General features: G+C 37.2%; 31 protein-coding genes. 18 read left to right on the top strand and 13 right to left on the bottom strand.

Annotated elements, in window-relative coordinates; translation table 11 throughout:
- The first annotated feature begins 70 nt into the window (after window positions 1-70).
- Complete coding sequence (locus tag ES711_RS15175) at window positions 71-553, top strand: lipocalin family protein (RefSeq protein WP_146894162.1); 483 nt, start codon at window positions 71-73, stop codon at window positions 551-553.
- A 10-nt stretch (window positions 554-563) separates the two neighbouring features.
- On the top strand, window positions 564-1,256 hold the full coding sequence (locus ES711_RS15180; RefSeq protein ID WP_146894163.1) for an OmpA family protein: 693 nt from the start codon (window positions 564-566) through the stop codon (window positions 1,254-1,256).
- A 69-nt stretch (window positions 1,257-1,325) separates the two neighbouring features.
- Here ES711_RS15180 and ES711_RS15185 read toward each other — a convergent pair whose 3' ends face one another.
- From ES711_RS15185 to ES711_RS15215, 7 genes are all read right to left on the bottom strand, one after another.
- Window positions 1,326-2,585 carry a mechanosensitive ion channel family protein gene (locus tag ES711_RS15185; protein ID WP_146894164.1) on the bottom strand — a complete coding sequence of 420 codons (1,260 nt, stop codon included), beginning with the start codon at window positions 2,583-2,585 and terminating at the stop codon, window positions 1,326-1,328.
- The gene (locus tag ES711_RS15190; RefSeq protein ID WP_146894218.1) at window positions 2,585-2,872 is read right to left on the bottom strand and encodes a DUF3817 domain-containing protein; all 288 of its coding nucleotides are present in this window, start codon (window positions 2,870-2,872) and stop codon (window positions 2,585-2,587) included. Before ES711_RS15190 ends, ES711_RS15185 begins: the two co-directional genes overlap by 1 nt.
- 141 nt (window positions 2,873-3,013) lie before the next feature.
- Complete coding sequence (locus ES711_RS15195) at window positions 3,014-3,475, bottom strand: GNAT family N-acetyltransferase (protein WP_146894165.1); 462 nt, start codon at window positions 3,473-3,475, stop codon at window positions 3,014-3,016.
- A 63-nt stretch (window positions 3,476-3,538) separates the two neighbouring features.
- Window positions 3,539-4,834, bottom strand: a complete 1,296-nt coding sequence (locus ES711_RS15200) for a phosphoribosylamine--glycine ligase (protein ID WP_146894166.1) — start codon at window positions 4,832-4,834, stop codon at window positions 3,539-3,541.
- 142 nt (window positions 4,835-4,976) lie between these two features.
- Entirely contained in the window at window positions 4,977-5,804 is an 828-nt protein-coding gene (locus ES711_RS15205) for an OmpA/MotB family protein (protein WP_146894167.1), read from the bottom strand.
- Window positions 5,805-6,020: 216 nt separating this feature from the next.
- Window positions 6,021-6,932 carry a mechanosensitive ion channel family protein gene (locus tag ES711_RS15210; protein WP_146894168.1) on the bottom strand — a complete coding sequence of 304 codons (912 nt, stop codon included), beginning with the start codon at window positions 6,930-6,932 and terminating at the stop codon, window positions 6,021-6,023.
- Window positions 6,933-7,011: 79 nt separating this feature from the next.
- Window positions 7,012-7,326 carry a hypothetical protein gene (locus tag ES711_RS15215; protein ID WP_246139216.1) on the bottom strand — a complete coding sequence of 105 codons (315 nt, stop codon included), beginning with the start codon at window positions 7,324-7,326 and terminating at the stop codon, window positions 7,012-7,014.
- 447 nt (window positions 7,327-7,773) lie between these two features.
- Here ES711_RS15215 and ES711_RS15220 point away from each other — a divergent pair, with 447 nt between their 5' ends.
- The 8 genes from ES711_RS15220 to ES711_RS15255 all read left to right on the top strand — a co-directional run bounded on the left by ES711_RS15220 (window position 7,774) and on the right by ES711_RS15255 (window position 14,466).
- Window positions 7,774-7,983 carry a putative quinol monooxygenase gene (locus tag ES711_RS15220; RefSeq protein ID WP_146894169.1) on the top strand — a complete coding sequence of 70 codons (210 nt, stop codon included), beginning with the start codon at window positions 7,774-7,776 and terminating at the stop codon, window positions 7,981-7,983.
- 4 nt (window positions 7,984-7,987) lie between these two features.
- Complete coding sequence (locus ES711_RS15225) at window positions 7,988-9,106, top strand: alkene reductase (protein WP_146894170.1); 1,119 nt, start codon at window positions 7,988-7,990, stop codon at window positions 9,104-9,106.
- 2 nt (window positions 9,107-9,108) lie between these two features.
- Window positions 9,109-10,506 carry an NAD-dependent succinate-semialdehyde dehydrogenase gene (locus ES711_RS15230; protein WP_146894171.1) on the top strand — a complete coding sequence of 466 codons (1,398 nt, stop codon included), beginning with the start codon at window positions 9,109-9,111 and terminating at the stop codon, window positions 10,504-10,506.
- 29 nt (window positions 10,507-10,535) lie between these two features.
- A complete protein-coding gene (locus tag ES711_RS15235; protein ID WP_146894172.1) occupies window positions 10,536-10,934 on the top strand; it encodes a GlcG/HbpS family heme-binding protein in 399 nt (132 codons plus the stop codon).
- A gap of 29 nt (window positions 10,935-10,963) precedes the next feature.
- Window positions 10,964-11,383 carry an OsmC family protein gene (locus ES711_RS15240; RefSeq protein ID WP_146894173.1) on the top strand — a complete coding sequence of 140 codons (420 nt, stop codon included), beginning with the start codon at window positions 10,964-10,966 and terminating at the stop codon, window positions 11,381-11,383.
- Between the two features lie 48 nt (window positions 11,384-11,431).
- A complete protein-coding gene (locus ES711_RS15245; RefSeq protein ID WP_211363111.1) occupies window positions 11,432-12,484 on the top strand; it encodes an NAD(P)-dependent alcohol dehydrogenase in 1,053 nt (350 codons plus the stop codon).
- Window positions 12,485-12,581: 97 nt separating this feature from the next.
- Entirely contained in the window at window positions 12,582-13,505 is a 924-nt protein-coding gene (locus tag ES711_RS15250) for an EamA family transporter (RefSeq protein WP_146894175.1), read from the top strand.
- Window positions 13,506-13,527: 22 nt separating this feature from the next.
- Window positions 13,528-14,466 carry a pyridoxal-phosphate dependent enzyme gene (locus tag ES711_RS15255; RefSeq protein WP_146894176.1) on the top strand — a complete coding sequence of 313 codons (939 nt, stop codon included), beginning with the start codon at window positions 13,528-13,530 and terminating at the stop codon, window positions 14,464-14,466.
- Between the two features lie 84 nt (window positions 14,467-14,550).
- On the opposite strand, the gene ES711_RS16390 is transcribed toward ES711_RS15255, so the two are convergent.
- Window positions 14,551-14,886: a hypothetical protein gene (locus ES711_RS16390; protein WP_211363113.1), complete on the bottom strand. Its 336-nt coding sequence runs from the start codon at window positions 14,884-14,886 to the stop codon at window positions 14,551-14,553.
- Between the two features lie 241 nt (window positions 14,887-15,127).
- Here ES711_RS16390 and ES711_RS15265 point away from each other — a divergent pair, with 241 nt between their 5' ends.
- Window positions 15,128-15,493 (top strand): hypothetical protein, encoded by a 366-nt coding sequence (locus ES711_RS15265; protein WP_146894177.1) that lies wholly within the window; start codon window positions 15,128-15,130, stop codon window positions 15,491-15,493.
- 37 nt (window positions 15,494-15,530) lie between these two features.
- On the opposite strand, the gene ES711_RS15270 is transcribed toward ES711_RS15265, so the two are convergent.
- The 3 genes from ES711_RS15270 to ES711_RS15280 all read right to left on the bottom strand — a co-directional run bounded on the left by ES711_RS15270 (window position 15,531) and on the right by ES711_RS15280 (window position 18,429).
- A complete protein-coding gene (locus tag ES711_RS15270; RefSeq protein ID WP_146894178.1) occupies window positions 15,531-16,397 on the bottom strand; it encodes an SdiA-regulated domain-containing protein in 867 nt (288 codons plus the stop codon).
- Window positions 16,398-16,482: 85 nt separating this feature from the next.
- Complete coding sequence (porY, locus tag ES711_RS15275) at window positions 16,483-17,757, bottom strand: PorY family sensor histidine kinase (protein ID WP_146894179.1); 1,275 nt, start codon at window positions 17,755-17,757, stop codon at window positions 16,483-16,485.
- Window positions 17,758-18,429, bottom strand: a complete 672-nt coding sequence (locus ES711_RS15280) for a response regulator transcription factor (RefSeq protein ID WP_146894180.1) — start codon at window positions 18,427-18,429, stop codon at window positions 17,758-17,760.
- 200 nt (window positions 18,430-18,629) lie between these two features.
- Between ES711_RS15280 and ES711_RS15285 the strand changes: the two genes are divergently transcribed.
- Complete coding sequence (locus ES711_RS15285) at window positions 18,630-19,076, top strand: PepSY-like domain-containing protein (protein WP_146894181.1); 447 nt, start codon at window positions 18,630-18,632, stop codon at window positions 19,074-19,076.
- 76 nt (window positions 19,077-19,152) lie between these two features.
- Window positions 19,153-19,836, top strand: a complete 684-nt coding sequence (locus ES711_RS15290; RefSeq protein ID WP_146894182.1) for a DUF2490 domain-containing protein — start codon at window positions 19,153-19,155, stop codon at window positions 19,834-19,836.
- Window positions 19,837-19,978: 142 nt separating this feature from the next.
- On the opposite strand, the gene ES711_RS16315 is transcribed toward ES711_RS15290, so the two are convergent.
- Entirely contained in the window at window positions 19,979-20,137 is a 159-nt protein-coding gene (locus ES711_RS16315; RefSeq protein ID WP_170245285.1) for a flagellar basal body-associated FliL family protein, read from the bottom strand.
- Between the two features lie 199 nt (window positions 20,138-20,336).
- On the opposite strand from ES711_RS16315, the gene ES711_RS15295 reads away from it, so the two are divergent.
- The gene (locus ES711_RS15295; protein ID WP_146894183.1) at window positions 20,337-20,708 is read left to right on the top strand and encodes a hypothetical protein; all 372 of its coding nucleotides are present in this window, start codon (window positions 20,337-20,339) and stop codon (window positions 20,706-20,708) included.
- Window positions 20,709-20,762: 54 nt separating this feature from the next.
- On the opposite strand, the gene ES711_RS15300 is transcribed toward ES711_RS15295, so the two are convergent.
- Window positions 20,763-20,987, bottom strand: a complete 225-nt coding sequence (locus tag ES711_RS15300; protein WP_146894184.1) for a CDGSH iron-sulfur domain-containing protein — start codon at window positions 20,985-20,987, stop codon at window positions 20,763-20,765.
- Window positions 20,988-21,262: 275 nt separating this feature from the next.
- Between ES711_RS15300 and ES711_RS15305 the strand changes: the two genes are divergently transcribed.
- The 4 genes from ES711_RS15305 to ES711_RS15320 all read left to right on the top strand — a co-directional run bounded on the left by ES711_RS15305 (window position 21,263) and on the right by ES711_RS15320 (window position 24,963).
- Window positions 21,263-22,276 carry an LLM class flavin-dependent oxidoreductase gene (locus ES711_RS15305; RefSeq protein ID WP_146894185.1) on the top strand — a complete coding sequence of 338 codons (1,014 nt, stop codon included), beginning with the start codon at window positions 21,263-21,265 and terminating at the stop codon, window positions 22,274-22,276.
- Window positions 22,277-22,373: 97 nt separating this feature from the next.
- Window positions 22,374-22,883 carry a peroxiredoxin-like family protein gene (locus ES711_RS15310; RefSeq protein ID WP_317129880.1) on the top strand — a complete coding sequence of 170 codons (510 nt, stop codon included), beginning with the start codon at window positions 22,374-22,376 and terminating at the stop codon, window positions 22,881-22,883.
- A gap of 50 nt (window positions 22,884-22,933) precedes the next feature.
- Window positions 22,934-23,437 carry a CIA30 family protein gene (locus tag ES711_RS15315; protein WP_146894186.1) on the top strand — a complete coding sequence of 168 codons (504 nt, stop codon included), beginning with the start codon at window positions 22,934-22,936 and terminating at the stop codon, window positions 23,435-23,437.
- Window positions 23,438-23,619: 182 nt separating this feature from the next.
- Window positions 23,620-24,963 (top strand): DEAD/DEAH box helicase, encoded by a 1,344-nt coding sequence (locus ES711_RS15320; RefSeq protein WP_146894187.1) that lies wholly within the window; start codon window positions 23,620-23,622, stop codon window positions 24,961-24,963.
- Window positions 24,964-24,965 lie beyond the last annotated feature (2 nt).

Consider the following 24,965-nt stretch of genomic DNA (forward strand, 5'->3'; position numbering starts at 1 on the left):
GGGAAAGCCTTAACAACCCCAATGTAGTAATATTCGTATATTTAATATAAACCACTATAACTTAATCACAATGAAAAAATTAGGAATTATACTTCTCGTGTCGACACTTTTTGTGTCGTGCTCTTTATCAAAAGTAGAAAAATCAGCGCGTAAAACCGTTGATGGCAACTGGGTACTCAACTCTGTAACCTATGATACACCAGGAACTTTCAATACACTCTTGTTTAACGATGCCACGGCTTCCTGCTTTGAGGATAGTCAATGGTTTTTCAGATCTAACAATAGTACGGGAACCTTTAATATTATTAACGCCGACTGTACTACGGGAGTTAGAAATTTTAGATGGGCAGCCAATGAAATTGGAAAAAACAGCGGTAATTTCGATTTTACAATGAAATTCACCGATGAGAAAAATAAAGACTTGCAAGAAGATGCAGGGTATAGAATGAACCTGAAATACTTGGATGAAAATAGTATGCAAATCAAACAAACTATTCAATTTGAAGGCAAACCTTTTAATATTAATTTAAACTTTACAAGAACAACTTTATAAATTTAGAAACATGAAAAATACGATAAAAACAATTGCATTACTATTTATGGTAATGGCATTAGTAAGTTGCGACGCAACTAGAAACGCAAACAATAAACAAAAAGGAACCGTTATTGGCGCCGGTAGTGGTGCTGTAATAGGTGGTGTTATTGGCAATAACGTGGGCAGCAAAAACAATTCGGCTTTAGGTGCTATTATTGGTGCCGTTGTTGGAGGTGTTGCGGGTAATGCTATTGGTGACAAAATGGATAGACAAGCTGAGCGTATTGAGGAGGAGATTCCAGGGGCTCAAGTAGAACGTGTTGGTGAAGGGATTAATGTAGTATTTGATGAGACAAGCGGTGTGTATTTTGATACAAACAAATATACGATCAATGCGGCATCATCTGAAACCTTGAAAAAATTGGCGAATGTCTTTAAGGAATATCCTGATACTAATATCTTAATTGAAGGACATACAGATAGTACAGGTCCAGACAATTTTAACATGACCTTGTCTAAGCAACGTGCAACTGCAGTAACTTCTTTTTTGTCCAATCAAGGCATTCCTTCTGGTCGTTTTACAACTAACTGGTATGGTCCTAATCAACCAAAATATGATAATAGTACTGTAGACGGAAGAGCTAAAAACAGACGTGTAGAGTTGGCAATTATTGCAAATGAGAAAATGAAAAAAGAAGCGATGGAACAATCTGGAAATTAGATTTTTCTACGCTTTGTAATTTTTTAAAGCAGCCTTATGTCGCGTATCGATATAAGGCTGCTTCATTATTTAAAGAGTTTTGAAATTATCTGTATTAAACAGAGTTGGCGTTAATTCAAACAACTCTAAGTCGAAGTAGGTAATGGCAGCAATAACATGATCAAAGATATCTGACATAATGTATTCATAATTAACCCAACGCTTATCGCTACTAAAGGCGTATACTTCCAATGGAATGCCTTGAGAAGTGGGTTCCAATTGCCGTACCATGATGGTCATCTCTTTATTAATACCAGAATGACGTTCTATATAGGTTTGAATGTATTTTCTGAACACTCCTAAGTTGGTCAGGTTTCTACCATTTATTAAGGTTGTTTTATCAACATTATTAGACGCGTTGTACTCTAGCAATTCCTTTTGTTTGGTGCTCAAATAAGCTGAAATGAGTTCGATTTTCTTAAGATTTTCTATTTCATCATCTTTTAAATAATGAACACTCTTTGATTTAATTAAAATAGAGCGTTTGATACGACGTCCTCCAGAAGATTGCATCCCGCGCCAATTTTTGAACGATTCTGATATGATGGCATAGGTTGGAATGTTGGTAATGGTCATGTCAAAGTTTTGCACTTGTACGGTAGACAGGTTTATTTCAATGACATCGCCATCCGCGCCATATTTATCCATGGTAATCCAATCTCCAATTCTCAGAGTATCGTTAATGGCTACCTGAATACTTGCCACGAAACCTAATATGGTATCCTTAAAAATCAATAATAAAATGGCGGAAGCGGCACCAATGGTGGTGAAAAACTTTAAAAAGGATAAGTTAATAAGCGCTGCAAGAATAGAGGCAACCCCGATAACCCAAACAAAGAGCATCACGACCTGAATATAACTATCAATGGGTTTATCTCTTAAGCGAGGCAAAGTTTTAAAGTAGGATTCTAAACTTCTGAGCACACTACGCACAATCCAAATGGTTAGTAAAATACCATATACTTTCAGGACGATAATGAAAAATGCCTGAAATTTTGGAAAGTCATAAAACACGACCGGAAACAATTTAATGGTTAAGAACAAGGGCACCAAATGTGCTAAATTACGCGGTGCCTTATGACTCACTAAAAAATCATCGAACTGAGTGCTGGAGCGTGTGGCAAACCTATTGAACGCCTGAACCAATATTTTTCGGGTTAATAAATCTGATATGAAAATGATCACCCCTAAAATGAGAAATAAGGTGAGCATGTTCAACAACGTGGCCCACCAGTCAGTCAGTCCAAGTTCAAGATAATAATCGCAAAAAATATGGCTGAATTCCGACATTAGGCGGTGCGGTTTAAATATTTACGTTCAATGTAGAATGTTGCAAAAGGTATTAAAGAAGCTAACAATACAATTCCCAAGGTTTTAAAAGACCATTTAAATTTAGAACCTACCAAAAGTGCCAAAAGCACATAGGCTATAAATAATAACCCGTGGGCCATACCAATGGGGTAAAGTAAAGTCTTGTAAATTTCCGGTTGGAAAGGTTTTACCAATAACATGTTGCCAAACAATACTAAGTAGGAAATTCCTTCTAAAACGGCAACAATTTTGAAGCTCTTTAACAGTGTAAACATGGTGATTTAAATTTTATGCAAAAATACCTATGTTATCCTGTATAAGCTAATTTTTTAAGGTGAGATTTTAATTGCTGAATGTTGCCGTTTTGGTATTGATTTATAAAGTTTAAGCTCGATATTTAGAAGTTTTTACGATTGATTTTCCGATAAATACAACCACTCAAAATGATCTTCATTTTTTAATGATTTGATACGGGTAAATCCATTTTTAATGTAAAACTGGTGCAAGCGATTCTCTTCAGTTAAGAGGAAATATTTTTCGTGAGACTCGGCTTTCTTTAATTGACTAAGCCAATACGAGCCTAAATTGTTACTGCGCTTGTGTTTGGCAATCCAAATAAAGCCAAGGTATAAATAGTCTTTGCTGAACCAATAATTGGCTTCATCTTCAAAATAAGTAAAGTTAGGCGGGCAAGCAGAAAACATGATGCCCCCACCAATAATTACATCATCTTCTTCAATGACATAAATTTTGGCTACCGATTCATAATCTTTCCAAAAAGGCGCAATTTCTTTTTGCCATTCTGAAGGTAACATATCAAAGAACTGTTGTGGTTCTGAATTTAATTGTCTAAACGAGAGGGATTCCATGATTAAAGTTTAATGCGTTTCAAAATTATGGTTATAAAGTTAGAAAATTTGTGGCGATTCAGATTATAAAAGACCCCAAGACCATAATCGGTCTGAATCTTCAAACCATCTATCGCCAATGTCGGTTCTGTAATACCCATTATTGACAATAACATTGCTGATTCGATTATTCATCATTTTTTGGGCATCTTTCATAGTGATGCCAGTTCCGGTTACTAAAAGGGCTATACCAGTGTTTCCCGTAATCAGCCATTCCTCATTAACCTTCTTAAGATGCATGGGGTGAATGCCTTCCTTAAGATCCTTACGAAACACGACTACAGCATCCTTTGAAAACAGTTCAAAAGTCTTTTTGTCGTTATAAGGAAAGGGTGGCACAACTATAAATGCCCCAACTTGAAAACCTTTTTTTGTCGTAATTTTAAAGTTTTGGCCTGTGGCCACTTTATAAAGTAATTCTCCTATAGGTTCATTGATTCCTGCTCGCTGAATGAATATTTGCGGAAAGCCAAAACGCGAGGTAAATTCCAGTGGATATATGCCATTACCATTTACGATACAATTGATATCAATGTGGCCAACAAATTTCTGTTTGGCCAAAGAAGGTTCAAATTTTAATAAGGTGGCATCAAAAACAGGGGACTGGTTTACCCAAAACATGCTGGACCCCATTTCTCCTGTAGATACCCCCAATTCTTTTGGGAAAAGCTTTTTATGTTCAAATGTGACATTTATGGGTTTTATAAATTCTTTGCCGTTAAAGAAAGCAGAAACTGATATTTCTACCCCTTTCACTTTCTTTTGAAGTTGAAAATTTCCAAAATCATCGCCCCACGATTTATCATAAGCTTTTAACACGCGAATAACGTCAAGCCCTTCATCATCACTTCCTACAAATAAAAGTTGCTTTAGTTCTTGTGTTTCACCTGAAGGTTTGATCACATAGGCATCCGGATTCTTTTCAACGTAGGCAATAGCATCTTGAAAGCTCACAAACTCTTTAAAGGGTAGCGTTTTTATTTTGTGTTTTTGAAGTTCCTTTTGGCCGTAGTTGCGGTCCAATTCAAGAAGATCTGTATAGGCACTTCCGCCAAATACGACTTTGCCAGCGGCGCGTAATTCTGTACATTCCTTGCCAAAGCCAGTGTAGTCAAAAATGAGAATGTCCGCCCAATCTACGTGTTTTTTCCAATCTCTAACTTTTGTAACGAAGCCAGTGCCAATTTCTCGCGATGGCTTGTCCTCAATATAAAGTTTAACATCGTGACCTTCGTTTTTTGTGGCATAAGCGATGTCTAGAATTTCTCCCCAACGAGAGATAAAAAGAAAGTTTTTAGGTAAGCTATTGTGCTTTTTCAAGGGGTTGCTGAGATGAATTAAGTTCTACGAAATTACTTAATTTTTTGTCTCAAAATTTAATTTAATCAGCAATTTATAAATAAAAAAGACTGTCATTTCTAACAGTCTTTTTTGAGGATTAATTAATTATAAATCGTTAGGATTATTCTTCTGTACCCATTAAGGCAAAGAATTTATCCAAGTTTGGAAGAATCACAATACGTGTTCTTCTGTTTTTCGATCTATTATCATTAGTGTCGTTTTCAGCAATTGGCTTAAATGAACTTCTACCAGCTGCAATCATCTTTTCAGGAGCAACACCATAATCATCTTGTAATTTTCTTACTACTGACGTGGCACGCAATACACTTAAATCCCAGTTGTCTGCAATTTTACTTGTACGGATGCTTCTGGCATCAGTATGACCTTCAACCATCACTTCAACGCTTGGTTCAGAATTGATCACATTAGCCAATTTTTGCAAGATGTCATTTGCTTTGTTACTCACTTTATAACTAGCAGTGTTAAATAACATTTTATCAGAAATTGAAATCATCACAACAGTTTCGTTGATGTCAATTGAGATATCTTCATCTTCATTAAGATTATCCATAGACTTATTCAAATTATAGGACAAAGCAAGATTCATTGAATCTTTCAAGGTTTTTGCTTCAGAAAGTTTCGCTTGATCAACATTTCGCAAGGTTTTACGCATTGCTTTTTTAGTGTCATTGGAAATTACCGCAACGTTATCAACATTTACAAGCATTGCATCGTTTGCTTCTGTTAATGAATTGATTTTTTTATTATAACTATCAACTCTTGCCTGAATCGCATCAAATTTAGCTTCAAGATCTTCTTTCTCTACTCTTGTTTTGGTGAGTTCGCTTTTAATTTGACCGTTTTCTTGCTCTAGGGCAACATATTTCTTTTTAGAAACACATGAGGTAAACATCATGACGGTGAATACTGCAATTGAAATTTTTTTCATAATTTTAAATTTATCGGTTTAGTATATGTACGGACGTCTATGCCTTCTAGACGTTATACTCGCTCATATTTTTGATTATTTTAACATATAAATCCTGTTATCACAACAGTATCTGTGGGTTAAGGGTAAAGCTTTTATTTGATTTTTTGGGTGTTCATCTACCATGAGGAGTCGTGTAAACAATCATCTGTTCTCCCGGTTCAAATTATGTATTGATTACTTGAGTGTTTTTTCATCAGTTAAGGAATCACGTTCCAGACGCACTGGAAATCCTTTCTCGCCACCATACAATTTTATTTCCTGGATATCGGCAGGTAGATAATAGCCATTTTCCTCTAAAGCTTCTTTCACATTCCTTACAACATTTCCTTTGGTGATTAAGGCCATTCTTCTAAAATCTTTGGTATCGACCCAAAAAAAGACTTTGAGGTTGACCGTACTGGTGGCCAATTCATCTTCAATCACAAAATTGACGTGTTCATCATCCTCTATAACGTTAGGTTCTCTTCGCAAGGCATCCATTATGGTCTGTTTAGCGCCCACAATATTGTCTTCATAAGCAATACCAATTATAAAGTTCCATCTAAAGAAACCATCTTCCGTAAAATTGGTTACCGGTTTGGTCAGGACATCGCTATTAGGAATGTACACGTCTTTTCCGTCAAACGTTTTTAATTTGGTATACCTAAATTCTAAATTTTTGACCTTTCCAAAATTCTCACCAATCTCAACGGTATCATCCACATCAAAAGGACGATTAAACGCCAAAATTACTCCGGCAATAAAATTTTCGCCAATATCTTTAAACGCAAATCCTAAAACTAACGCACTAGCGCCAGCCGCGGTTAAAATGGCGGTGGCAATACCACCTAAACCCGCAGATTTTAAAGCAATCATAATGGCAAAAATGATCAGAACATATTTTATGGCTTGGCCTAAAAACTTGCTCATTAACGGATCATGGGTTCTAGCCGAAATCCGTTTTCGAGCAAATTGTCCAATCCATTTGGCAATGAGAGATCCTAACACTACAATTAAAACTCCAACGCCAATGCCCGGGAGTTGGTCTATTATATTATTGTAAAAGTTAATGAACGATTCGGTTACTGTTTTTGTATCGTATTGCATAGGTGGGTTTAAAAGAACGTATTATGAAATGTGTTGCAGGCCTATACCAGTTATTTGCCTGCAACACATTGCTTATTGTTTAGTCTATCTCCGTAGGATCGGTTTCTTCTAAATGGTCGTTTCCTGGTCCACCTTGACTGTAAAGTTGATTCTCTTCGTCTTTTAATTTCTTTCTAGAGCGGTCTTCAGGTAAGGTTCTTCCGGGTATATCTAAATCTGTGCCCTCAAAATCTACAGGTTGCGATCTATTGGACTCATCCAATAGGGCATCGTCACCACCATCTGTTCTCAAATTTCTGTTTTTATCACCTAAAATGTCCTTGTCGTGCTCAGTGATGTCAGAATTGTAGGTGTGCTTTTCTGAGTTGTTTTTTTTCTTATTTGTGTCCATCATATAATGTTTTAAAAGTTCAAGTCATAAGGTAGGTGTGTTTCGTTTTAACATTTAACCGTTTCGGAATTAATCTTAATCCGATAAAAAATACGTGCTATTCATTATGCTATTTTGAGATGAGTCCAGTTTTAATCGACTTGCATCAAGGTGTTAGCACTATCAGCTGTATTTTTGGAAATGTCTGATTCCTCAATTTGGTTTAAAAATGATTACTTGCCAGATGTTAGTCCCCAGGTGAGCTTTAAAATTGCCAACAACTAGCTTATTTATTTTATGAGAACACAATATAAATGGATGTTTATGTTGAGGACAATACCTAAGCGTTTCACCTAAATCATCGAGACTATGAAGCATATAAGCTTATTTATCTGAGTAAAATCAAAACCGAAATCCTCTTAACATGTTGCCCAATTATTAGAAAAAGCAGTAAATATGGTCAAAAATGAGATGCACATACTAACCTGTTATAGCTTTAGAACTGACAAAGATACCTTCGGGATTTTTGATACTTTTAATGATGAAAATGGGAGGGAAGCGCATTTGCAAGGTGCCTTACTGCAATTACTTAGAGACAAGACTGAAGAATTACTTATTGGTCCACCAGATATTGAAAAAATTCAAATTTTGTCGGCTAAAGAATTTAAAACTATAGATTAAAAAGATGTCAAAACAACCCTTATTAACGCCTATTACAATTGGCGATTTAGAATTGAAAAATAGAATGGTGATGGCGCCAATGACGCGGAGCCGTGCAGCAAATAAAGGTAATATGCCCACTGAAGAGCTGCACGTACCTTACTATACGCAACGGGCAACTGCAGGACTTATTATTACGGAAGGGTCTCAGGTGTCTCCACAAGCAGTGGGCTATATACATACGCCGGGTATCCATACCCAAGCGCAAGTTGACGGTTGGAAGAAAGTCACATCGTCGGTTCATGAGGCAGGCGGACGCATCTTCATCCAGTTATGGCATGTAGGCCGCATGTCACATCCAGATTTTCATAATGGCGATCTGCCCTTGGCACCATCTGCTATAAATCCTAATTCAAAGTCTTATACGCCGTCCGGATTTAAGGACACCGTAACTCCAAAAGAAATGACTTTGGAAGACATAAAAGTCACGATAGCCGACTTTCAGAATGCCGCAAAAAACGCTGTAGAAGCTGGATTTGATGGTGTAGAAATCCATTCATCCAATGGCTATTTGTTTCATCAATTTTTCAATGGGACCAGTAACCAGCGGACGGATAACTACGGAGGAAGTATTGAAAATAGAGCGCGTTTCTTTTTTGAAACCCTCGAGGCCATCAAACAAGTGATGCCGGAGGATAGAATTGGAGTGCGGTTCAATCCGTCCTTGCATAATATTTTCGGAATGACCATGGATGAGAAAACCATTCCTACCTTCGACTATATTATTGAAACCCTTGACAAAGACTATAATTTATCTTATCTTCATCTGTCTGAGCCATTTAATGATGTTTCCGAGGTGAAATTTGCAGTTACCGATATCGCGAAACACTTTCGCCCTAAATATAAAGGCACTCTAATGATCAGCACTGGTTTTGACCAAGAGTCAGGAAATCAGGTCCTAGAAGACGGTGATGCTGACCTCGTGTCCTTCGCTAAACTGTATATTTCAAACCCAGACTTAGTGGGGCGTTTTAGAGAAAACATAGCCACTACACCATGGGATGAAGCTACGTTTTACACGCAAGGAGAAGAAGGCTACACTACCTACAAAGCAGAAACAAGAACATTAATTCCAAATATATAATCATGAGTACAACAGATAAAAAAACATTTGCAACAATAAACCCTGCAACTGAGCAGGAAATTAAAACCTATACGTATATGACTACTGAGGTCGCCTTAAAAGCGGTTGAAGATTGTCATAAAGCATACCTCGAATGGAGAATGACGCCTATAGAAGAGCGGGCCAAGATCATAAAAGCCATCGGTAAGGAATTGGATAATCAGAAAGACAAATTAGCGGCATTGATGACTGAAGAAATGGGAAAACTTCTCAAACAAGGCTATCAAGAGATTGAGCTTTGTGCTGGAATTTGTGAGTTCACCGGCACAGAAGGCATTAATTATCTAAAAGATGAAGAGCGCGAATTGGCTGAGGGCGGAAAAGGCATTGTCAGTTATTCACCAATTGGTGTTATTTACGGCATCCAACCCTGGAATTTCCCATCGTATCAAGTTATTCGTTACTCCATTGCTAATTTGATGGCAGGGAATGGTGTCCTCTTAAAACACGCTAAAAATGTTACGGGTTCGGCACTATTGTTACAAGAAATTTACGAAGCAGCAGGACTTCCGAAAGGCTTATTTAAAGCTTTAATTATTGATCATGATCAATCTGATGACATTATTGCTCATGAATTGGTCCGTGGTGTTACCCTAACGGGAAGTTCAGAGGCGGGACGGATCATCGCTGAAAAATCAGGCGCGGTGTTAAAGAAAACAGTTTTAGAATTGGGAAGTAACGATGCCTATCTTGTACTAGACGATGCCGATGTTGCATTGGCGGCAAAAACCTGTGTCCAAGGGCGTGTATATAATAATGGAGAAACCTGCGTTTCAGCAAAACGTTTTATCGTGACTGAAAAGGTTTATGATCAATTTAGGGACGCTTTTATTGAAGGCATGAAAGCGATCGTGACTGGTGATCCTACTGATAAATCTTCTAAAATGGGGCCTTTAGCGCGGAAAGATTTACGTAAAACGCTTCACGAACAGGTGGAGAAAAGTGTTCAAAAAGGTGCTACTATTAGTCTTGGAGGTGAAATTCCAGAAGGAAAAGGGTATTATTATCCAGCAACCGTTTTAGAAAATGTAACTCCAGGGCAACCGGCTTATGATGATGAGCTTTTCGGACCAGTAGCCTCTTTAATTAAGGCCAAGGATAATGAAGACGCCATGCGTATTGCCAATGACAGTCAGTTTGGATTGGGTGGTGGTATCTTTTCAAAAGACGAGAATAAAGCTATTGAACTGGCTCGTAAACATTTTAATACGGGGATGATCAATATCAATTCCTTCGGCTTGGCAAGACCAAACATGCCTTTTGGAGGTATCAAAAATTCAGGATATGGTAGAGAGCACGGCGGTTTCGGTATTCGCGAGTTTGTAAATACCAAAGCGATTTTTGTTCCAAAGAAAAAATAAATAGAATAGTAATTAAAAAATAGAACCTTATGAATCTTACCTTAGAACAAGCAGAGAAAATCATTAGTAAGGCCAAAAAGAAAGCTTTGGCAATCGATACAAAAATGAATATTTCAGTGGTTGATGCTGGAGCGAATCAAGTGGCTTTCGTGCGAATGGATGGTGCATGGTTAGGTAGTGCCGATATCGCACTTAAAAAAGCAAAAACGGCCCGATTTTTTGATATGCCTACCGGCGAAATCGGTAAATTATCTCAACCGGGTGAATCTCTTTATAATATAGAGCATTCCAACGGCGGCTTGATCACATTCCCAGGTGGATTGCCCATAAAGGATAAAGCCGGCAATATTATTGGAGCCATTGGCGTAAGCGGCAGCTCGGTTGAAAATGATCACGCGGTTGCGGAAGCCGGGGCCACATCATTATAAAGAAATACTAATTATAAAACATAAAAATTATGAAATTCAATAGAACAGCAAAAGCCCACTGGGAAGGTGGCGGAAAAGATGGTAACGGAACATTGACTACGGAGAGCGGGGTTTTGAAAGAATCACCTTATGCCTTTAAAACACGATTTGAAGATGCCGTAGGTACCAATCCAGAAGAACTAATTGGCGCAGCACACTCAGGGTGTTTTACTATGCAGCTGAGTTTCTACATCGTAGAAGAAGGTTTTACTGCCGAACATTTAGATACAAAAGCGAAAGTTTATTTTGAGGATGGCAGCATTCCTAAAATAGAATTGGAGTTATCAGGTAAAGTGCCTGGGATGGACGAATCAAAATTCAAGGAACTAGCTAAAAAATCAAAAGAGAATTGCCCAGTTTCGAAACTTTTAAATGCGGATATCACACTCACCACAACCTTTGAGAGTTAGAATTTAAATACTCTAATTTCAATCAGTTATTAATACAAGAAAAATATTATGAAAACTACGATAAAGGCATATGGCGCAGCAGACTCTAAAGCAGATTTGAAACCCATGGATATTGAGCGACGCACCTGCGGTGATGATGACGTGAAAATTGATATTACCTATTGTGGTGTTTGCCATAGTGATATTCATACGGTTAGAAATGATTGGAAAAACTCTAAATACCCCGTAGTTCCAGGTCATGAAATTATTGGTCGGGTCACTAAAGTTGGGAAAAACGTCACTAAATTCAGAAAAGATGATCTAGTAGGAGTAGGCTGTATGGTGGATTCGTGCCAACAATGCTCCGCTTGTAAAGAGGATTTAGAACAATTTTGCGAAAAAGGGATGGTAGGCACCTATAACGGCAGGGATGTGCATTTGGGTGGACATACCTTTGGCGGCTATTCAACCGCTGTTGTAGTAAATAAGGAGTTTGTATTGCGCATTCCGGAAAACATTGATCCTAAGGGTGCAGCACCTTTATTGTGTGCTGGCATTACCACATGGTCGCCTTTAAGGGCTTGGAAGGTTAAGAAAGGTGATAAAGTTGGTGTCATTGGCTTGGGCGGACTCGGGCATATGGGTGTGAAATTCGCCAATGCCTTGGGCGCTCATGTGGTCATGATTACCACGTCTCCCGACAAAGCTAAAGATGCGAAAGCTTTGGGAGCTCACGAAGTCTTGATTTCTAAGAATGCTGAAGACATGAAAGCACACCGAAATAGCTTTGATTTTATCTTAAATACCATTCCTGTAGGTCATGAAATGGATCCCTATATTGGATTGCTAAAGCGGGATGCCACTATGGTGCTCGTTGGTGCTGTAGAACCTCTAAAACCATTTCATGGCGGTGGACTTATTGGCGGACGCAAACGGATTGCCGGTTCTTTAATTGGTGGTATCAAAGAAACTCAAGAAATGCTAGATTTTTGTGGTGAACATAACATCGTGTCTGACATTGAAGTGATTGACATGAAGGATATTAATGACGCCTATGAACGCATTATTGATGCAGATGTAAAATACAGATTTGTCATTGACATGGCATCCTTGAAAAACTAATGAGACATCATAAAATAACGATTTTAAAAGAGGCGTATCGACGCCTCTTTTCTTATTTTTGCCCATTAGCTTATATCACTTTTCCACATAGCGCATCATGAACAGTTCTAAGAACACTTTTTTTATACTCCTTGCTTTTTTTTCTATTTATATTATCTGGGGATCGACGTATTTATTGAACAAAATTGCAGTCACGGAATTGCCACCATTTATGCTCGCGGCAATGCGCTTTATAACCGCGGGAGTCTTGATATTCATTATTGCTAAATTGATGGGCAAACCTTTAGCCATTACTAAAAAACAATTGATCAACACAGCAATTGCGGGTTTTTTATTCCTGACGTTTGGTAACGGAATTGTGGTTTGGGCGCTCAAATATGTCGACTCTGGATTTGCTGCACTCGAAATTTCTGCACAGCCTTTGGTAGTCCTGATTTTGATGCGTGTATTTCAAGGAAAGAAAATTCAAGCCATGTCGGTGTTGGGAGTCATTTTGGGGATCATTGGCATTTACTTGCTAGTCAGTCAGAATGAAGTGGTCAGTAAGGAAGGCTCAATTTTGGGCATGATCATGATTTTTGTATGTATGGTTAGTTGGGCCACAGGCAGTTTATTTGTAGGCAAAGCGGATTTACCATCCAATTATTTTGTCAATACCGGCTACCAAATGATCGCAGGAGGTATTATGCTGGTGATCTTGAGTATAATTTTTGGGGAATCGTGGAGTTTGCCTCATGTGTGGAGCGAAAAAGTACAAGTGTCAATGGTGTTATTGGTGGTTTTTGGAAGTATCGTTGCCTTTACATCATTTAATTTCCTGTTGAAGAGAGTATCACCAGAAAAGGTAGCCACATCAACCTACGTTAATCCTATTATAGCTTTATTGTTAGGCTGGTATTTCTTAAATGAAGTGATAACCACACAATCGATAGTTGCCGCGATCGTGTTATTAACAGGTGTTTACTTTATAAATACAAAGAAGAAATTGGTGCTTTTTGAAAGGTTTCGTAACAGAATTTAAATATCTTTAGTTTTTAATTTTTATGAATACACAAACGCTGATTGCTACAAGAGAACGGATTTCACCTTACATTCATAATACGCCCATTTTTACGTCCCATTTATTGGACGACATGATTGGGTCAAAACTATTCTTCAAATGTGAAAACTTCCAGAAAATGGGAGCATTTAAAATGCGTGGTGCCATCAATGCTATTTTACAGCTAAGCGAAGCGCAACAGCAACGTGGTGTGGTAACCCATTCCTCAGGAAACTTTGCCCAAGCATTATCCTTGGCTGCAAAAAACTTAAAGGTGCCTGCTTACATCGTTATGCCCAAGAATGCTCCTAAAGTGAAAAAAGATGCTGTTATGGGCTACGGTGGCAGGATTACAGTGTGCGAATCGACACTTTTGGCGAGGGAAGTGGCGGCTGAAAAAATTGTGACAGATAAAGGCGCCACCTTTATTCATCCATCCAACGACCTCAATGTTATTTTAGGCAACGCAACTGCAGGCATGGAACTTTTGCAGGCCCATTCAGATCTTAATGCCATTGTTACTCCAGTAGGTGGGGGCGGTTTAATTGCCGGCACCGCTTTAGCTGCACATTATTTTGGAAGTCATTGTAAGACGATCGGGGGAGAACCGCAAATAGTGAATGATGCTTATAGATCATTGCAAAGCGGACAAATAGAAACTAATACGACAGTTCATACTATTGCAGACGGACTACGCACGCACTTGGGAGATATTAATTTTCCAATTATCAAACAACATGTTGATCACATTATCTGCGTGGAAGAAGATGAGATTGTAAAGGCTTTGAAATTATTGTGGGAACGGTTAAAAATCGTGGTGGAGCCTTCAAGTGCCGTAGCATTTGCGGCAGTTTTAAAAAATAAATCCTATTTTAAAGACCAATCTGTAGGCATTATATTATCAGGTGGAAATGTAGACCTCGAAACTATTAAATTTTCTTAGATAGTTTATTACATATTCAAAAGCTTCTGATTTTTTAGACATAAAAAAACCCACTCTAAGTGGGTTTTTCCATGTTTATGCAATTTAGTAGTTGCTCTTATTTGCTAAATGAGATGCATCGGTTTTTACATTATTTGCAATGTCTGACGCATCATTCTTCACATTGTTTGCTATATGTGAAGCTTCGGTTTTAACATCTTTTCCAACCTCTTTGGCGGAATTTTTCAATTCGTCAAAAGATGATTTTACTGAAGACTCAACTTCAGTATATCGGTCTTTAACTTTTTGACCTACTTCATTAACTTTAGAGTGTAATTCATTCTTTTTTTCAGGAGATAGATTTTTATATGTCCACCAGGCGAAAACACCTGCTCCAAGTCCTAATAAAGCCAAAAGACCTTTTCCTTGTTGATTTTTCATGATTTAAGTTTTTAGTTTGATTCTGTTCATTAAAGATAATAAAATTTTAATTCATATGGAAAAATTCCATCTGGATTGTGATTCCTTTAATATATTTTTAAGATAAATTTAAGAGAATAATATATCGCAGTAGTTCATAAAGACAGAATCTGCAATAGGATATGTTAAAATTATAAAAAATTAAGAATTTGAATCATGAAAATAGTAAATTATACTAAATTTCCATTAAATATATGACACTATGAAAACTTTAATAACAATATTAGTGCTTTTTGTTTCTACTAACATTTTTTCGCAAATACCAGATGGGGTTGATCCAATACGTATAAAGCATGAGGCAGATAGGATTACTAATGCCTATGATAAGCATTTAGGTCTTACTTCTATACAGTTTCCCTTGTTTAAAAATAAAGTTGCTGACTATTTACAATTGAGTGAGAAAATAAAAGAGAAAAATGAGGGTCGGGCTGAACTAGATGCTTTGGTTGAAATGCAAGCAAACGAATCTTTAGCTATGGGTGATATTTTGACCCGATTGCAATACAAGAAATACAAACGCGTGAAAAGGGAAATTCAACCATTAAAAACAGTGGATACCTTAGAGTGAAATACTTTAATTGTTTATGGACGACATTAAATTAAATTTATTGAACAAGTAACTCTACTCGGTTAATTGTTGCCGATCCACTGGCAGCTTCATTAGAAATATACAGATCACCGTCAGCACTAAAGGTTATCCCTTCAGGTTGCGGAAAACTAATTTCATCTAATTTATGCACTGCTTTCAACGCGCCTTCTGAATTCATAATCAATAATTTCGGATTTTTACCTTCCAAGATGTAGAGGTCTTTGGTTTTGGGATGTACAGCCACTTCCGAAGGACTAAAAGTTTTGTGGAGCTTTTTATTTTTATAAGGTTTTAAAACTGATGACGTCATGTCAATTTTATAAGTCGGAGTCTTTCTATTAACTTTTTTTGAAGTCAGATCAATTTTGTAAATTCCCTTGTAGGCCTCCTCGGTATCTTTATCTTTTGGGATGGTGAGTAGCGCAGCATCTTTTGTAGAATAAGTTAAGGATTCCAAATTATTGGATGACTTAAAATCGGTTTGATGTGAACTAACGACCTTGTTAGCGTCCTTCCAATTTTTGATTTCATAAAGTAAGCCGTCACTTTGCATCACATACAAATCATTTTTATGAAGGGCAATCCCTTCATAATCACCATTACCGGCAAAAGGAAGTTCTTTTGTAATTTTCTTCTCATCCAAATTATAGATGTATACAATGCCATCTTCATCCTGTATACAGGCTAAGGTTTGACTGTCTAACCAAACGATACCGCTAATTTCATCAAGTTCTGGGGGGAGTTCCCATGTTTCTGAAATGGTGTAATTATCACTGCCTTCCGTTAGCTCAGCATTTGCCTTGTTGACCTTGGCGAATCCCACAACAGCTATACCAATTAATAAAGCGATGAATAGTCCTATAAAAATGGTTGATTTTTTCATGATAAGTATTTATTATTTCAAAAGTCATGTTTAAAACTGAAAACAATTAGGAATAGGAGACCAGTGTGTATTATTTAATACTAATTTAACGTCCGTCGGGAAAACTCAAAGTGAAATTATGTTGTGTAGTAAATTCATAGTTCCATTCGATAGAATATTTCTCAGTGATAGCTTTCGCAATTGCTAACCCTAGTCCGGTCGATTTTTTATCACTGCTCAATTTCTTGAATCGAGAAAATACGTAATGGGCATTTAATGGTTCTGCCGCTCCATAATTCTGCACCTTGATCAAATTTCTAGCGATGACAATGTGCACCGTATTATGTTGCTGTCCGTGTACAATAGCGTTTTTTATCAAATTGGTCAACAAAATAATGGCCAAATCTTTATTCATCTGAAAATTAAGCTGTTCTTTGGCATCAATAGTTAAACGAATGTGTTTATGGGACGCTAAATCCTCAAAATCTTGAGTAATGGAAGAAATGAGTAGGTTAAAATCGATATCTTCTTCGTCAGTAAACTGTCTATTTTCGATTTTTGATAGGAGCAATAAAGATTTGTTAAGTCGAGTCAAACGGCCTAAATTATCTAAAATAGAGGCCATGGTTTTCAGTTCATCTTCAGACAAGGTTGTGTTTTCTAAAAATAATTCAAGTTTATTAATACTTATGGCTAATGGTGTTTGAAGTTCATGAGACGCATTTTCGATAAAATGCTGTTGCTCTAAATAGCGTGCCCTACTTTGTTCAACCATAGTTGTGATGGAAGCGTTAAGCAATTTAAACTCATCAATAGATGTGTCTTTTGTTGTAATCTGATGATTTTTTTCAATTCTGAAATTCGGTAATTGTGATACAAGACTATGAAATGGTTTCCAAATCTTTTTGAGCATCAGATTGTTCAAAATGACAATTGAAATCATGAGTAATATATAGAGTACGATAAGATAGGTGATGAGATCTTGAATCAAATCGTCCTCTTCAACCATAGAGGTGATAAATTTGACCTTGTAATAACTGTCGTTGTAAGCAATTTTAGTTTCATAAACTCGCACAGGTTCATAATCCTTTTCATTTAGCATAAACATTAAGGTATCAGAATACCGTTCTGTAAATTTATCATGATATGTTTTAGATACAGGAGTAATGCTATGGCTCCACAGTTCTAAGTCCTTATGTTCTAAAATTTCTGGATTTGTGGGTAAACGTTGTAATAATAGTACTTTTTGATTTTCCAAACCATCGTCAAGACTGTCATAAATTTCGTCCAGCATAGCATAATAAAAGATGAATGCCCAAATGGTAATGAGAGGCACCAAGATAATAGCGAGATATTTAGAGGTATGGTTTAATAATTTCATTTAAACCAGTTCTAGTTTGTAACCAACGCCATACACCGCTTCGATTGTGAGAGTAGCATGTTCTAATTTTTTTCGCAGGTTTTTTATTTGAGAATAGATGAAGTCAAAGCTATCGGCCTGGTCAATATGATCTCCCCAAACGTGTTCGGCTAAGGCAGACTTGGTGACCAATCGTTTTTTGTTGGTAATGAGATACATTAAAATATCATATTCCTTCCGGTTCAGCGCCACCGATAAATCATCAATCTTTACGTCCCGACTTTCCGGCGATATCACCAGGTTACCCAATTTGATTTGTTGATTGCCTTCAAAATGCCGACGTCTCAAAACTGCCTTTACTCGGGCGTGCAATTCGGCCATGTGGAAAGGTTTTGGCAAATAATCATCGGCCCCTAAATTTAAGCCTTCTAAGCGATCATCCAAGGAATCTTTTGCCGACACAATAATAACACCTTCATCCTTTCCGGAAGATTTTAATTCTTTTAAAAGTTCTAAACCGTTGCCGTCTGGCAAGGATATATCCAACAGAATACAATCATAATCATAAACGCCTATTTTGTATAGCGCAGTTTTATAATCTGAAGCTGTTTCTACTATATAGCGCTGACGTTCTAGAGTCTGTGTCATATTCTCCAACATCTCGGGTTCATCTTCTATAATCAACAATTTCATCTTGGTATTTTAAATGGTTTAGGCAATTGTACAGTCTAAATCTATAATCATTTAGGAATTCATCTAAATTAATTAAAATGGATGGCTATTAATTTTAATCATCCTTTTATTTTGACAAAAGCTTAACATTTTAGAAGTCAGCTTTCCTAATTTGTTACAGTTTTCGCCCCTTACTTTGTTTCAAATTAAAAAATAATATTATGAAAAATTTAAAAATAGCGACATTGGCTTTGTTTGCAACAGCAACAACGGCAATGAATGCTCAAGATTTAAAAACTGAAGAAGTGCCAGCTAAAGTACGCACCACATTTACCACTGCCCACACCAATGCTCAAGATATTGAATGGGAAAAAAAGGGGGATCATTTTAAAGTTGAATTTGAAACCAATAAAATGGATCACGATATCTGGTATGACGCTGAAGGGACCGTTGTAAAATCGAAAATGGAAATTACAGAAAGTGAATTGCCAGCGGCGGTAGTTTCAGCGGTTAAAAAGGCATATGCGGACTATAAGATTGATTCTGTAGAAGTGCTTGAAATGAATGGCGCTAAAACCTATGAAGTAGAAATTGAAAAAGGATGGTTAAAAGAGCGTAAATTAATTATTGACGCTTCAGGAAAAGTGATCAGTGATATGGAAGATTAATTTTATCATAGTGTACTGAGTAAGGGGATTGAGACTAGGTTTCAATCCCTTTTTTAGGTTAAATTTAATAGTTATTATGAGATCAATGAAATTGAGATTTCTATCAAAAATTTTACTAGTATTTTTAGCATCGATAAGTCAAGCGCAGAATGATTTTACTGGGTATTTTGAACCCGCTTTTGAACTGTCTCATCGTGTGAGTACGCGCTATAGTTATAGTTTTGCTATCGAAAATCGAAATGATATTTATAGGAATGACCGTGTAGAATATACTATGAAACAAATCGATCTATCCCATCTTTCTGAATACCAATGGCATCCTGAATTTACTGTAGGTTTAGGCGTACAATACCGCATTGAACACACTTTTGATAGGCATGAAGAAAACGAATTACGATTTCAGCAAAAATTGATCTACACGCCAGAAATCTCCCGTTTTAAAACAAAACACCGGGTACGTATGGAGCAACGACTTTATGCATCTGAAAATAAGCACCGGTTGAGATATCAGTTAGGTTACACCTTTCCATTACATGCAAATAATGCCAGAGAACCTTATGCAAAGGTTGATACCGAAAGTTTGTTGGAAATTGCAAAAACCCAAAAACCTGAATTTGAGCAGCGCGTCGGTGTGGGATTGGGATGGTTGATGGGGCCTAAAACCACGCTGCAATTTAAAGTGGAATATCAGCTGGAGGATTTTACCCAGCACCTGAGCCATGAAGTTTTTCTTTTGGCTGAAGTTGCTATTGCGTTATAGAGAACTTTGGAGTGTAGTAACATCAACACCTTTATGATAACAATGGCGCGACTCCGGTTGCTAATTAAGGTTTGGCTTCTTCTTTATCAAAATTAATAGGATTAGAGAGCGCCGTGACTAATAATACTCTAAAACGGAATCATTATGATTCCTGTTCAATGTTTTCTGAATTGTCACTTTTCTTACTGCTCATCATAAAATTAATTACAATGCCCACCAAAGCGATACAAACTATGGCAAAGATGATGATCATTATGACGCCATTGTTCCAATTGGCATCTAAAAGGATTGGTTGATACATTTTTTCTTGTTTTGATTGTTTAGATAAAATTAGCCTTTTACGGACATAGAAAAAATGATTTATGTCAGTAAAAGCAATAATCCATTATTTAGATGCGTAACATCTTCAAAATATGACTACCTCAACATTAATATAAGTCTGAATTTTGTTTTAAGATGCGGAAATTGCATAATTTTGCAACGCCTTAAAACACAGAAAAATGAAGCCATATATTGTACTGATCCTTTTGTTATTTTCTATAGGATCAGTAGCACAAATTGATTACAAAAGACAGTTTGATAGTTTAACCACAGTGCACAAAGTTTGTAAAATTGAAAGCACCATCAGAAATCACCGAGTAAAGCTTGATCAGTTGAAAAAAGAGAAGAAACGGCTAAATGCACAATTGAGTGAATTGCAAAGCTTTAAATTGGGTCGTACCGATGCCGAAAAAGAAGAACAGATTTTAGAAGTTACTGCACTTTTAGAGACCAATGCGGCTGCACTGACCAATGCTACCGTTCAATTGACCACTTTAATTACAGAATTGGTGATTGCAAGTGACGAAGTCAAAGAGTTACAGCATAAATAGTTTTGATATTTAAAAACGGGAATGTAGACTTACTCTCCCGTTTTACTATTGTAATTATACCTTTTTTGGGGGTAGGGCAAATGCAACTGCATCATGCTCAAAATGGTTTCGGTGAGACCCATCGCAAAAAGGTTTGTTTGAGGATAATCCACATCTGCAGAGCGATACAACATCGCGCCCACCAAGGTCGTAGGCATTGCCATCTTTATCGACAATTTCAAAATCGCCTTCAATTCGTAAAGACCCGTTGTTATTTACTTTTAAGATTGTTTTGCTCATAATATTAAAATTTAAGAAGTTTAGTTTTTAATTGAAGTCTGCTAATTTAATCTAAGTTTTTCAATTCCTCTAGCTTTCCTTTTTTTATACGGATCGCAATCTGGAGATCCGCTCTCGTTTAGTATACTACCGTATGTACTGCTTTACTTACTGAACCATCGCGTTCAAAACTTTAGGATTAACAAAGCCCTAACAGAAACACTGAGTTTATTGCCGTAATTTAGTGTTTTGGGCAAATTTCAGCCTTCCAATCCAAAATACAACTATTTATATACATGAAATCTTCACATACTGCATATTCAATATTAGACTTAGCCCTAGTTTCAGAAGGCCACAGTCTTAAACAGACATTTAATAATTCTTTGGCCTTGGCGCAAAACGCGGAGCAATTTGGCTACACCCGCTTCTGGTTGGCTGAGCATCATAATGCGGTCAATATTGGGAGTAGCGCAACCTCTGTGCTTATAGGCTATGTGGCAGAAGGCACAAAAACCTTGCGCATCGGTTCAGGTGGGATTATGTTACCCAACCATTCGCCCTTAATTGTAGCGGAACAGTTTGGAACTTTAGGAGCATTATATCCTAACCGTATCGATTTAGGATTGGGACGTGCACCGGGTACTGATCGAGAAACAGCCCAGGCTATTCGCTCTGATTTTATGCAAGCGGCCCATAAATTTCCTGAAGATTTGGAAGCCATTCAACAATATTTTTCATTGGATAATGCCGAATCTAAAATTAGGGCTACCGTGGCAGAAGGCGTGGAGGTGCCCATTTATATTTTAGGATCTAGCACCGATAGCGCCCACTTGGCGGCTCGAAAAGGCTTGCCTTACGCGTTTGCCAGTCATTTTGCCACCAGACATTTAGAAGAAGCATTAGAAATTTATCGAAAGGAATTCCAACCTTCAGCAGTGTTATCCCAACCTTACGTTATGGCAGGAGTCAACATTATTATAGGAGAAACCGATAATGAAGCCGAAAGTTTCGCGACGTCGTTGATCAGAATGTTCCTCGGTATTTTTACGGGCAAGCGCGACTATATGCAGCCACCAACGGCAATGACTCAAGAATACCGTGAAATTATGGAACATCCACAGGTGCACCAAATGCTTAAATATTCATTTATCGGGAGTAAAGCAACGGTAAAATCACAAATCAAGTCTTTTTTAGAAACCAATCCTGTTGAAGAGCTTATTGCGGTAACCAATATCTATGATATACAGGATCGAATTCGTTCATATGAATTGTTTGCGGAAGTTATGGAAGAGTTGAAGAAGGAAATTTAGATTGATAACATCTCTTTTTTTATTTGGGCTAATATAGTTTCAGATAGCAGTAAGAAAATAGCGAAATGTAAAGCATCTTTAAGATCTAAATTTATATATGATGATAAAACCGAGAACTAAAGCACCAGATTTGACCATTGACTTAGTGAATGATACCACTTGGTCCTTAGCTGATCAAACTCCAGATAATTTCACCTTAGTGGTTGTTTACAGAGGCAAACATTGCCCAATTTGTAAAAAATATCTCCAAACCCTTCAACAGCATTTACCAGAATTTACTGAAAAAGGCGTGAATCTCATTGCCATCAGTTCTGATTCTGAAAAGCGGGCAAAAGCGACTTATGATGAATGGAAAGTAAAAGATTTACCGATAGGTTATAACTTTCCGATTGCCGAGGCAAGAGCTTGGGGACTTGCCATTTCAAAAGGTATAAAAGAAGAACCTGAGGAGTTTATTGAACCAGCACTCTTCCTGATTCGTCCGGATCAAACGCTTTATGCCTCATCCATACAAACGATGCCGTTTGCAAGACCGGAAATTGAAGAGTTGTTAAAATCTATCGATTTTATCGTTAAAGAAAATTACCCAGCACGAGGTGAAGCCTAATTGATTCCTACCAAAACACTTTTTGTTATGTTTCCAAATTTTCTTTCAAGATGACTTCTCAAGATAACAGCGTAATTTATGACTTTCAGTCGCCACAACCAGATGCCCTTAGTTGGCATGTGGTTAATGACGGGGTCATGGGTGGACTTTCTAAAAGCAAAATAGTTTTGACTGACAAAGGGAATGGCTTGTTTACAGGTGCAATATCCACTGAAAACAATGGTGGATTTGCAACTGCGAAACGGTCGTTTTTACAGAAGGAGGTGTCTCAATTCGATAGGATTAATCTGCGCGTAAAAGGGGATGGAAAATCGTATCAACTCCGCATCAAATCTTATGAAGCACAGCAGTATTCCTACGTTCAAAAATTTAAAACTTCCGGGGAATGGCAAATGATTACCCTTTATTTTGATCAATTTTATCCAATTTATAGAGGAACTAGCCTAGATCGTCCCAACTACGATGGTAAGTTGATGGCAGAAATAACCTTTCTAATCGGTAATAAACGGGATGAATCTTTTGCCTTAGAGATTGAACGTATGTGGTTGGCCTGAAAATTTTAGTTTTATGTCCATATGGCTTCCATAATTTTGCTTTAAGAAATTTCTAAACGATATTATTTGCGATATGTTTAAACAGATGTTGCCGTCTATTCACACCATTGCATCTTGTATTAATAGTCCAAATGATAGGATTCTCTGCCTAAGTGTGGTTATCTTTGCACAAAATTTTGTAAATGTCAAAACAGTTTTCAGATTTAGGAATACATGAGCAATTTCAAAAAAGTTTAGCAACTTTAAAAATTACTATTCCTACGGATATTCAAATAAAGACCATTCCTATTGTTCTCAATCAACAAGAAGATGTTGTGGTGTTGGCAAAAACTGGAACAGGAAAAACCGCTGCTTTCGGTTTGCCTTTGTTACAATTGATTGATGCTGAAAAAACAGAGGTACAAGCGTTAATTTTAGCGCCAACAAGAGAATTAGGCCAACAAATTTATGACAACCTGACTGCTTTTTCTGCAAACAGCCCTGAAATTTCCATCGCTTCACTATGTGGTGGTATTCCCATTAAACCTCAAATAGAACGTTTAAAAACAACTACTCATATTATTGTTGCCACACCTGGACGTTTACTCGATTTGGTAAAACGTGGTGCTTTAAATATCAAAAGCGTACAGTATTTGGTATTGGATGAAGCGGATGAAATGGTCAGCGCCCTAAAAGATGAAGTGGATGCCATTATTAAAGACATTTCAAAATCGAGACGTACCTTATTGTTCACGGCTACAATGCCGGGAGCAATAAAACAATTGGTTCAAAATTACATGTCCAAACATGTGGTGCATATTGAAGCCGATATGGCATCTGTAGGACATCAAGGTATTGATCATCAGTATGTCGTGGTGGAACCCATTGAAAAGCTAGAAGTTTTATTGCATTTTTTAAATTCTAAAGAAAGCGAACGCGGGATTATATTTTGTAAAACTAAGGCTGCCGTTAATAAATTAGCTAAGAATTTAGCTATTAACAAGTTTTCATCAGGAGCACTTCACGGCAGTTTAACCCAAGGCATTCGCGACCGGATTATGGGACAATTTAGGGAAGGTTATATTGATATTTTAGTTGCTACAGATTTGGCAGCCCGTGGCATTGATGTAAAAGAAGTATCCTACGTGGTTAATTATCATTTGCCAGACACTTACGAAGCGTATGTACACCGAAGTGGGCGTACGGCACGAGCAGGTGCTAAGGGGTTGTCTTTAACCATCTTACAACAAGAAGAAGTGCAAGACATTGCCGATTTTGAAAAAGAACTCGGTATTGTTTTTACTAAATTTAAAAAAGCGGACGCCCAAAGTATCGAAGAAAATAACGGCTTACTGTGGGCCAAAAAAATATTTAAGACCAAACCAAATCGGGAGGTTTCAGAAGATTTTAAATCGAAGATAAAGACCATCTTTCATCACCTGACAAAGGACGAATTGGTCGATAAAATACTCGCCAATTACTTGGCACAATCCAACACGGAAACGCTTAAACCAGAGGCTTCCAAAAAACATAAAAAGAACCAATAGCA

This window comes from Gelidibacter salicanalis (genome assembly GCF_007997285.1).
In the GTDB taxonomy this organism is placed as follows: domain Bacteria; phylum Bacteroidota; class Bacteroidia; order Flavobacteriales; family Flavobacteriaceae; genus Gelidibacter; species Gelidibacter salicanalis.

What these genes read in the sequence shown, in the direction of transcription:
- ES711_RS15285 (WP_146894181.1), top strand. Translation starts at nt 18,630, where the DNA reads ATGAAAAATTTAAAAATAGCGACATTGGCTTTGTTTGCAACAGCAACA.
- ES711_RS15250 (WP_146894175.1), top strand. Translation starts at nt 12,582, where the DNA reads ATGAACAGTTCTAAGAACACTTTTTTTATACTCCTTGCTTTTTTTTCT.
- ES711_RS15240 (WP_146894173.1), top strand. Translation starts at nt 10,964, where the DNA reads ATGAAATTCAATAGAACAGCAAAAGCCCACTGGGAAGGTGGCGGAAAA.
- ES711_RS15305 (WP_146894185.1), top strand. Translation starts at nt 21,263, where the DNA reads ATGAAATCTTCACATACTGCATATTCAATATTAGACTTAGCCCTAGTT.
- ES711_RS15215 (WP_246139216.1), bottom strand. Translation starts at nt 7,326, where the DNA reads ATGATGGACACAAATAAGAAAAAAAACAACTCAGAAAAGCACACCTAC.
- ES711_RS15290 (WP_146894182.1), top strand. Translation starts at nt 19,153, where the DNA reads ATGAGATCAATGAAATTGAGATTTCTATCAAAAATTTTACTAGTATTT.
- ES711_RS15280 (WP_146894180.1), bottom strand. Translation starts at nt 18,429, where the DNA reads ATGAAATTGTTGATTATAGAAGATGAACCCGAGATGTTGGAGAATATG.
- ES711_RS15230 (WP_146894171.1), top strand. Translation starts at nt 9,109, where the DNA reads ATGAGTACAACAGATAAAAAAACATTTGCAACAATAAACCCTGCAACT.
- ES711_RS15180 (WP_146894163.1), top strand. Translation starts at nt 564, where the DNA reads ATGAAAAATACGATAAAAACAATTGCATTACTATTTATGGTAATGGCA.
- ES711_RS15295 (WP_146894183.1), top strand. Translation starts at nt 20,337, where the DNA reads ATGAAGCCATATATTGTACTGATCCTTTTGTTATTTTCTATAGGATCA.
- ES711_RS16315 (WP_170245285.1), bottom strand. Translation starts at nt 20,137, where the DNA reads ATGTATCAACCAATCCTTTTAGATGCCAATTGGAACAATGGCGTCATA.
- ES711_RS15265 (WP_146894177.1), top strand. Translation starts at nt 15,128, where the DNA reads ATGAAAACTTTAATAACAATATTAGTGCTTTTTGTTTCTACTAACATT.
- ES711_RS15175 (WP_146894162.1), top strand. Translation starts at nt 71, where the DNA reads ATGAAAAAATTAGGAATTATACTTCTCGTGTCGACACTTTTTGTGTCG.
- ES711_RS15185 (WP_146894164.1), bottom strand. Translation starts at nt 2,585, where the DNA reads ATGTCGGAATTCAGCCATATTTTTTGCGATTATTATCTTGAACTTGGA.
- ES711_RS15210 (WP_146894168.1), bottom strand. Translation starts at nt 6,932, where the DNA reads ATGCAATACGATACAAAAACAGTAACCGAATCGTTCATTAACTTTTAC.
- ES711_RS15225 (WP_146894170.1), top strand. Translation starts at nt 7,988, where the DNA reads ATGTCAAAACAACCCTTATTAACGCCTATTACAATTGGCGATTTAGAA.
- ES711_RS16390 (WP_211363113.1), bottom strand. Translation starts at nt 14,886, where the DNA reads ATGAAAAATCAACAAGGAAAAGGTCTTTTGGCTTTATTAGGACTTGGA.
- ES711_RS15270 (WP_146894178.1), bottom strand. Translation starts at nt 16,397, where the DNA reads ATGAAAAAATCAACCATTTTTATAGGACTATTCATCGCTTTATTAATT.
- ES711_RS15320 (WP_146894187.1), top strand. Translation starts at nt 23,620, where the DNA reads ATGTCAAAACAGTTTTCAGATTTAGGAATACATGAGCAATTTCAAAAA.
- ES711_RS15300 (WP_146894184.1), bottom strand. Translation starts at nt 20,987, where the DNA reads ATGAGCAAAACAATCTTAAAAGTAAATAACAACGGGTCTTTACGAATT.
- ES711_RS15315 (WP_146894186.1), top strand. Translation starts at nt 22,934, where the DNA reads ATGACTTCTCAAGATAACAGCGTAATTTATGACTTTCAGTCGCCACAA.
- ES711_RS15205 (WP_146894167.1), bottom strand. Translation starts at nt 5,804, where the DNA reads ATGAAAAAAATTTCAATTGCAGTATTCACCGTCATGATGTTTACCTCA.
- ES711_RS15235 (WP_146894172.1), top strand. Translation starts at nt 10,536, where the DNA reads ATGAATCTTACCTTAGAACAAGCAGAGAAAATCATTAGTAAGGCCAAA.
- ES711_RS15195 (WP_146894165.1), bottom strand. Translation starts at nt 3,475, where the DNA reads ATGGAATCCCTCTCGTTTAGACAATTAAATTCAGAACCACAACAGTTC.
- ES711_RS15255 (WP_146894176.1), top strand. Translation starts at nt 13,528, where the DNA reads ATGAATACACAAACGCTGATTGCTACAAGAGAACGGATTTCACCTTAC.
- ES711_RS15220 (WP_146894169.1), top strand. Translation starts at nt 7,774, where the DNA reads ATGCACATACTAACCTGTTATAGCTTTAGAACTGACAAAGATACCTTC.
- porY (WP_146894179.1), bottom strand. Translation starts at nt 17,757, where the DNA reads ATGAAATTATTAAACCATACCTCTAAATATCTCGCTATTATCTTGGTG.
- ES711_RS15310 (WP_317129880.1), top strand. Translation starts at nt 22,374, where the DNA reads ATGATGATAAAACCGAGAACTAAAGCACCAGATTTGACCATTGACTTA.
- ES711_RS15245 (WP_211363111.1), top strand. Translation starts at nt 11,432, where the DNA reads ATGAAAACTACGATAAAGGCATATGGCGCAGCAGACTCTAAAGCAGAT.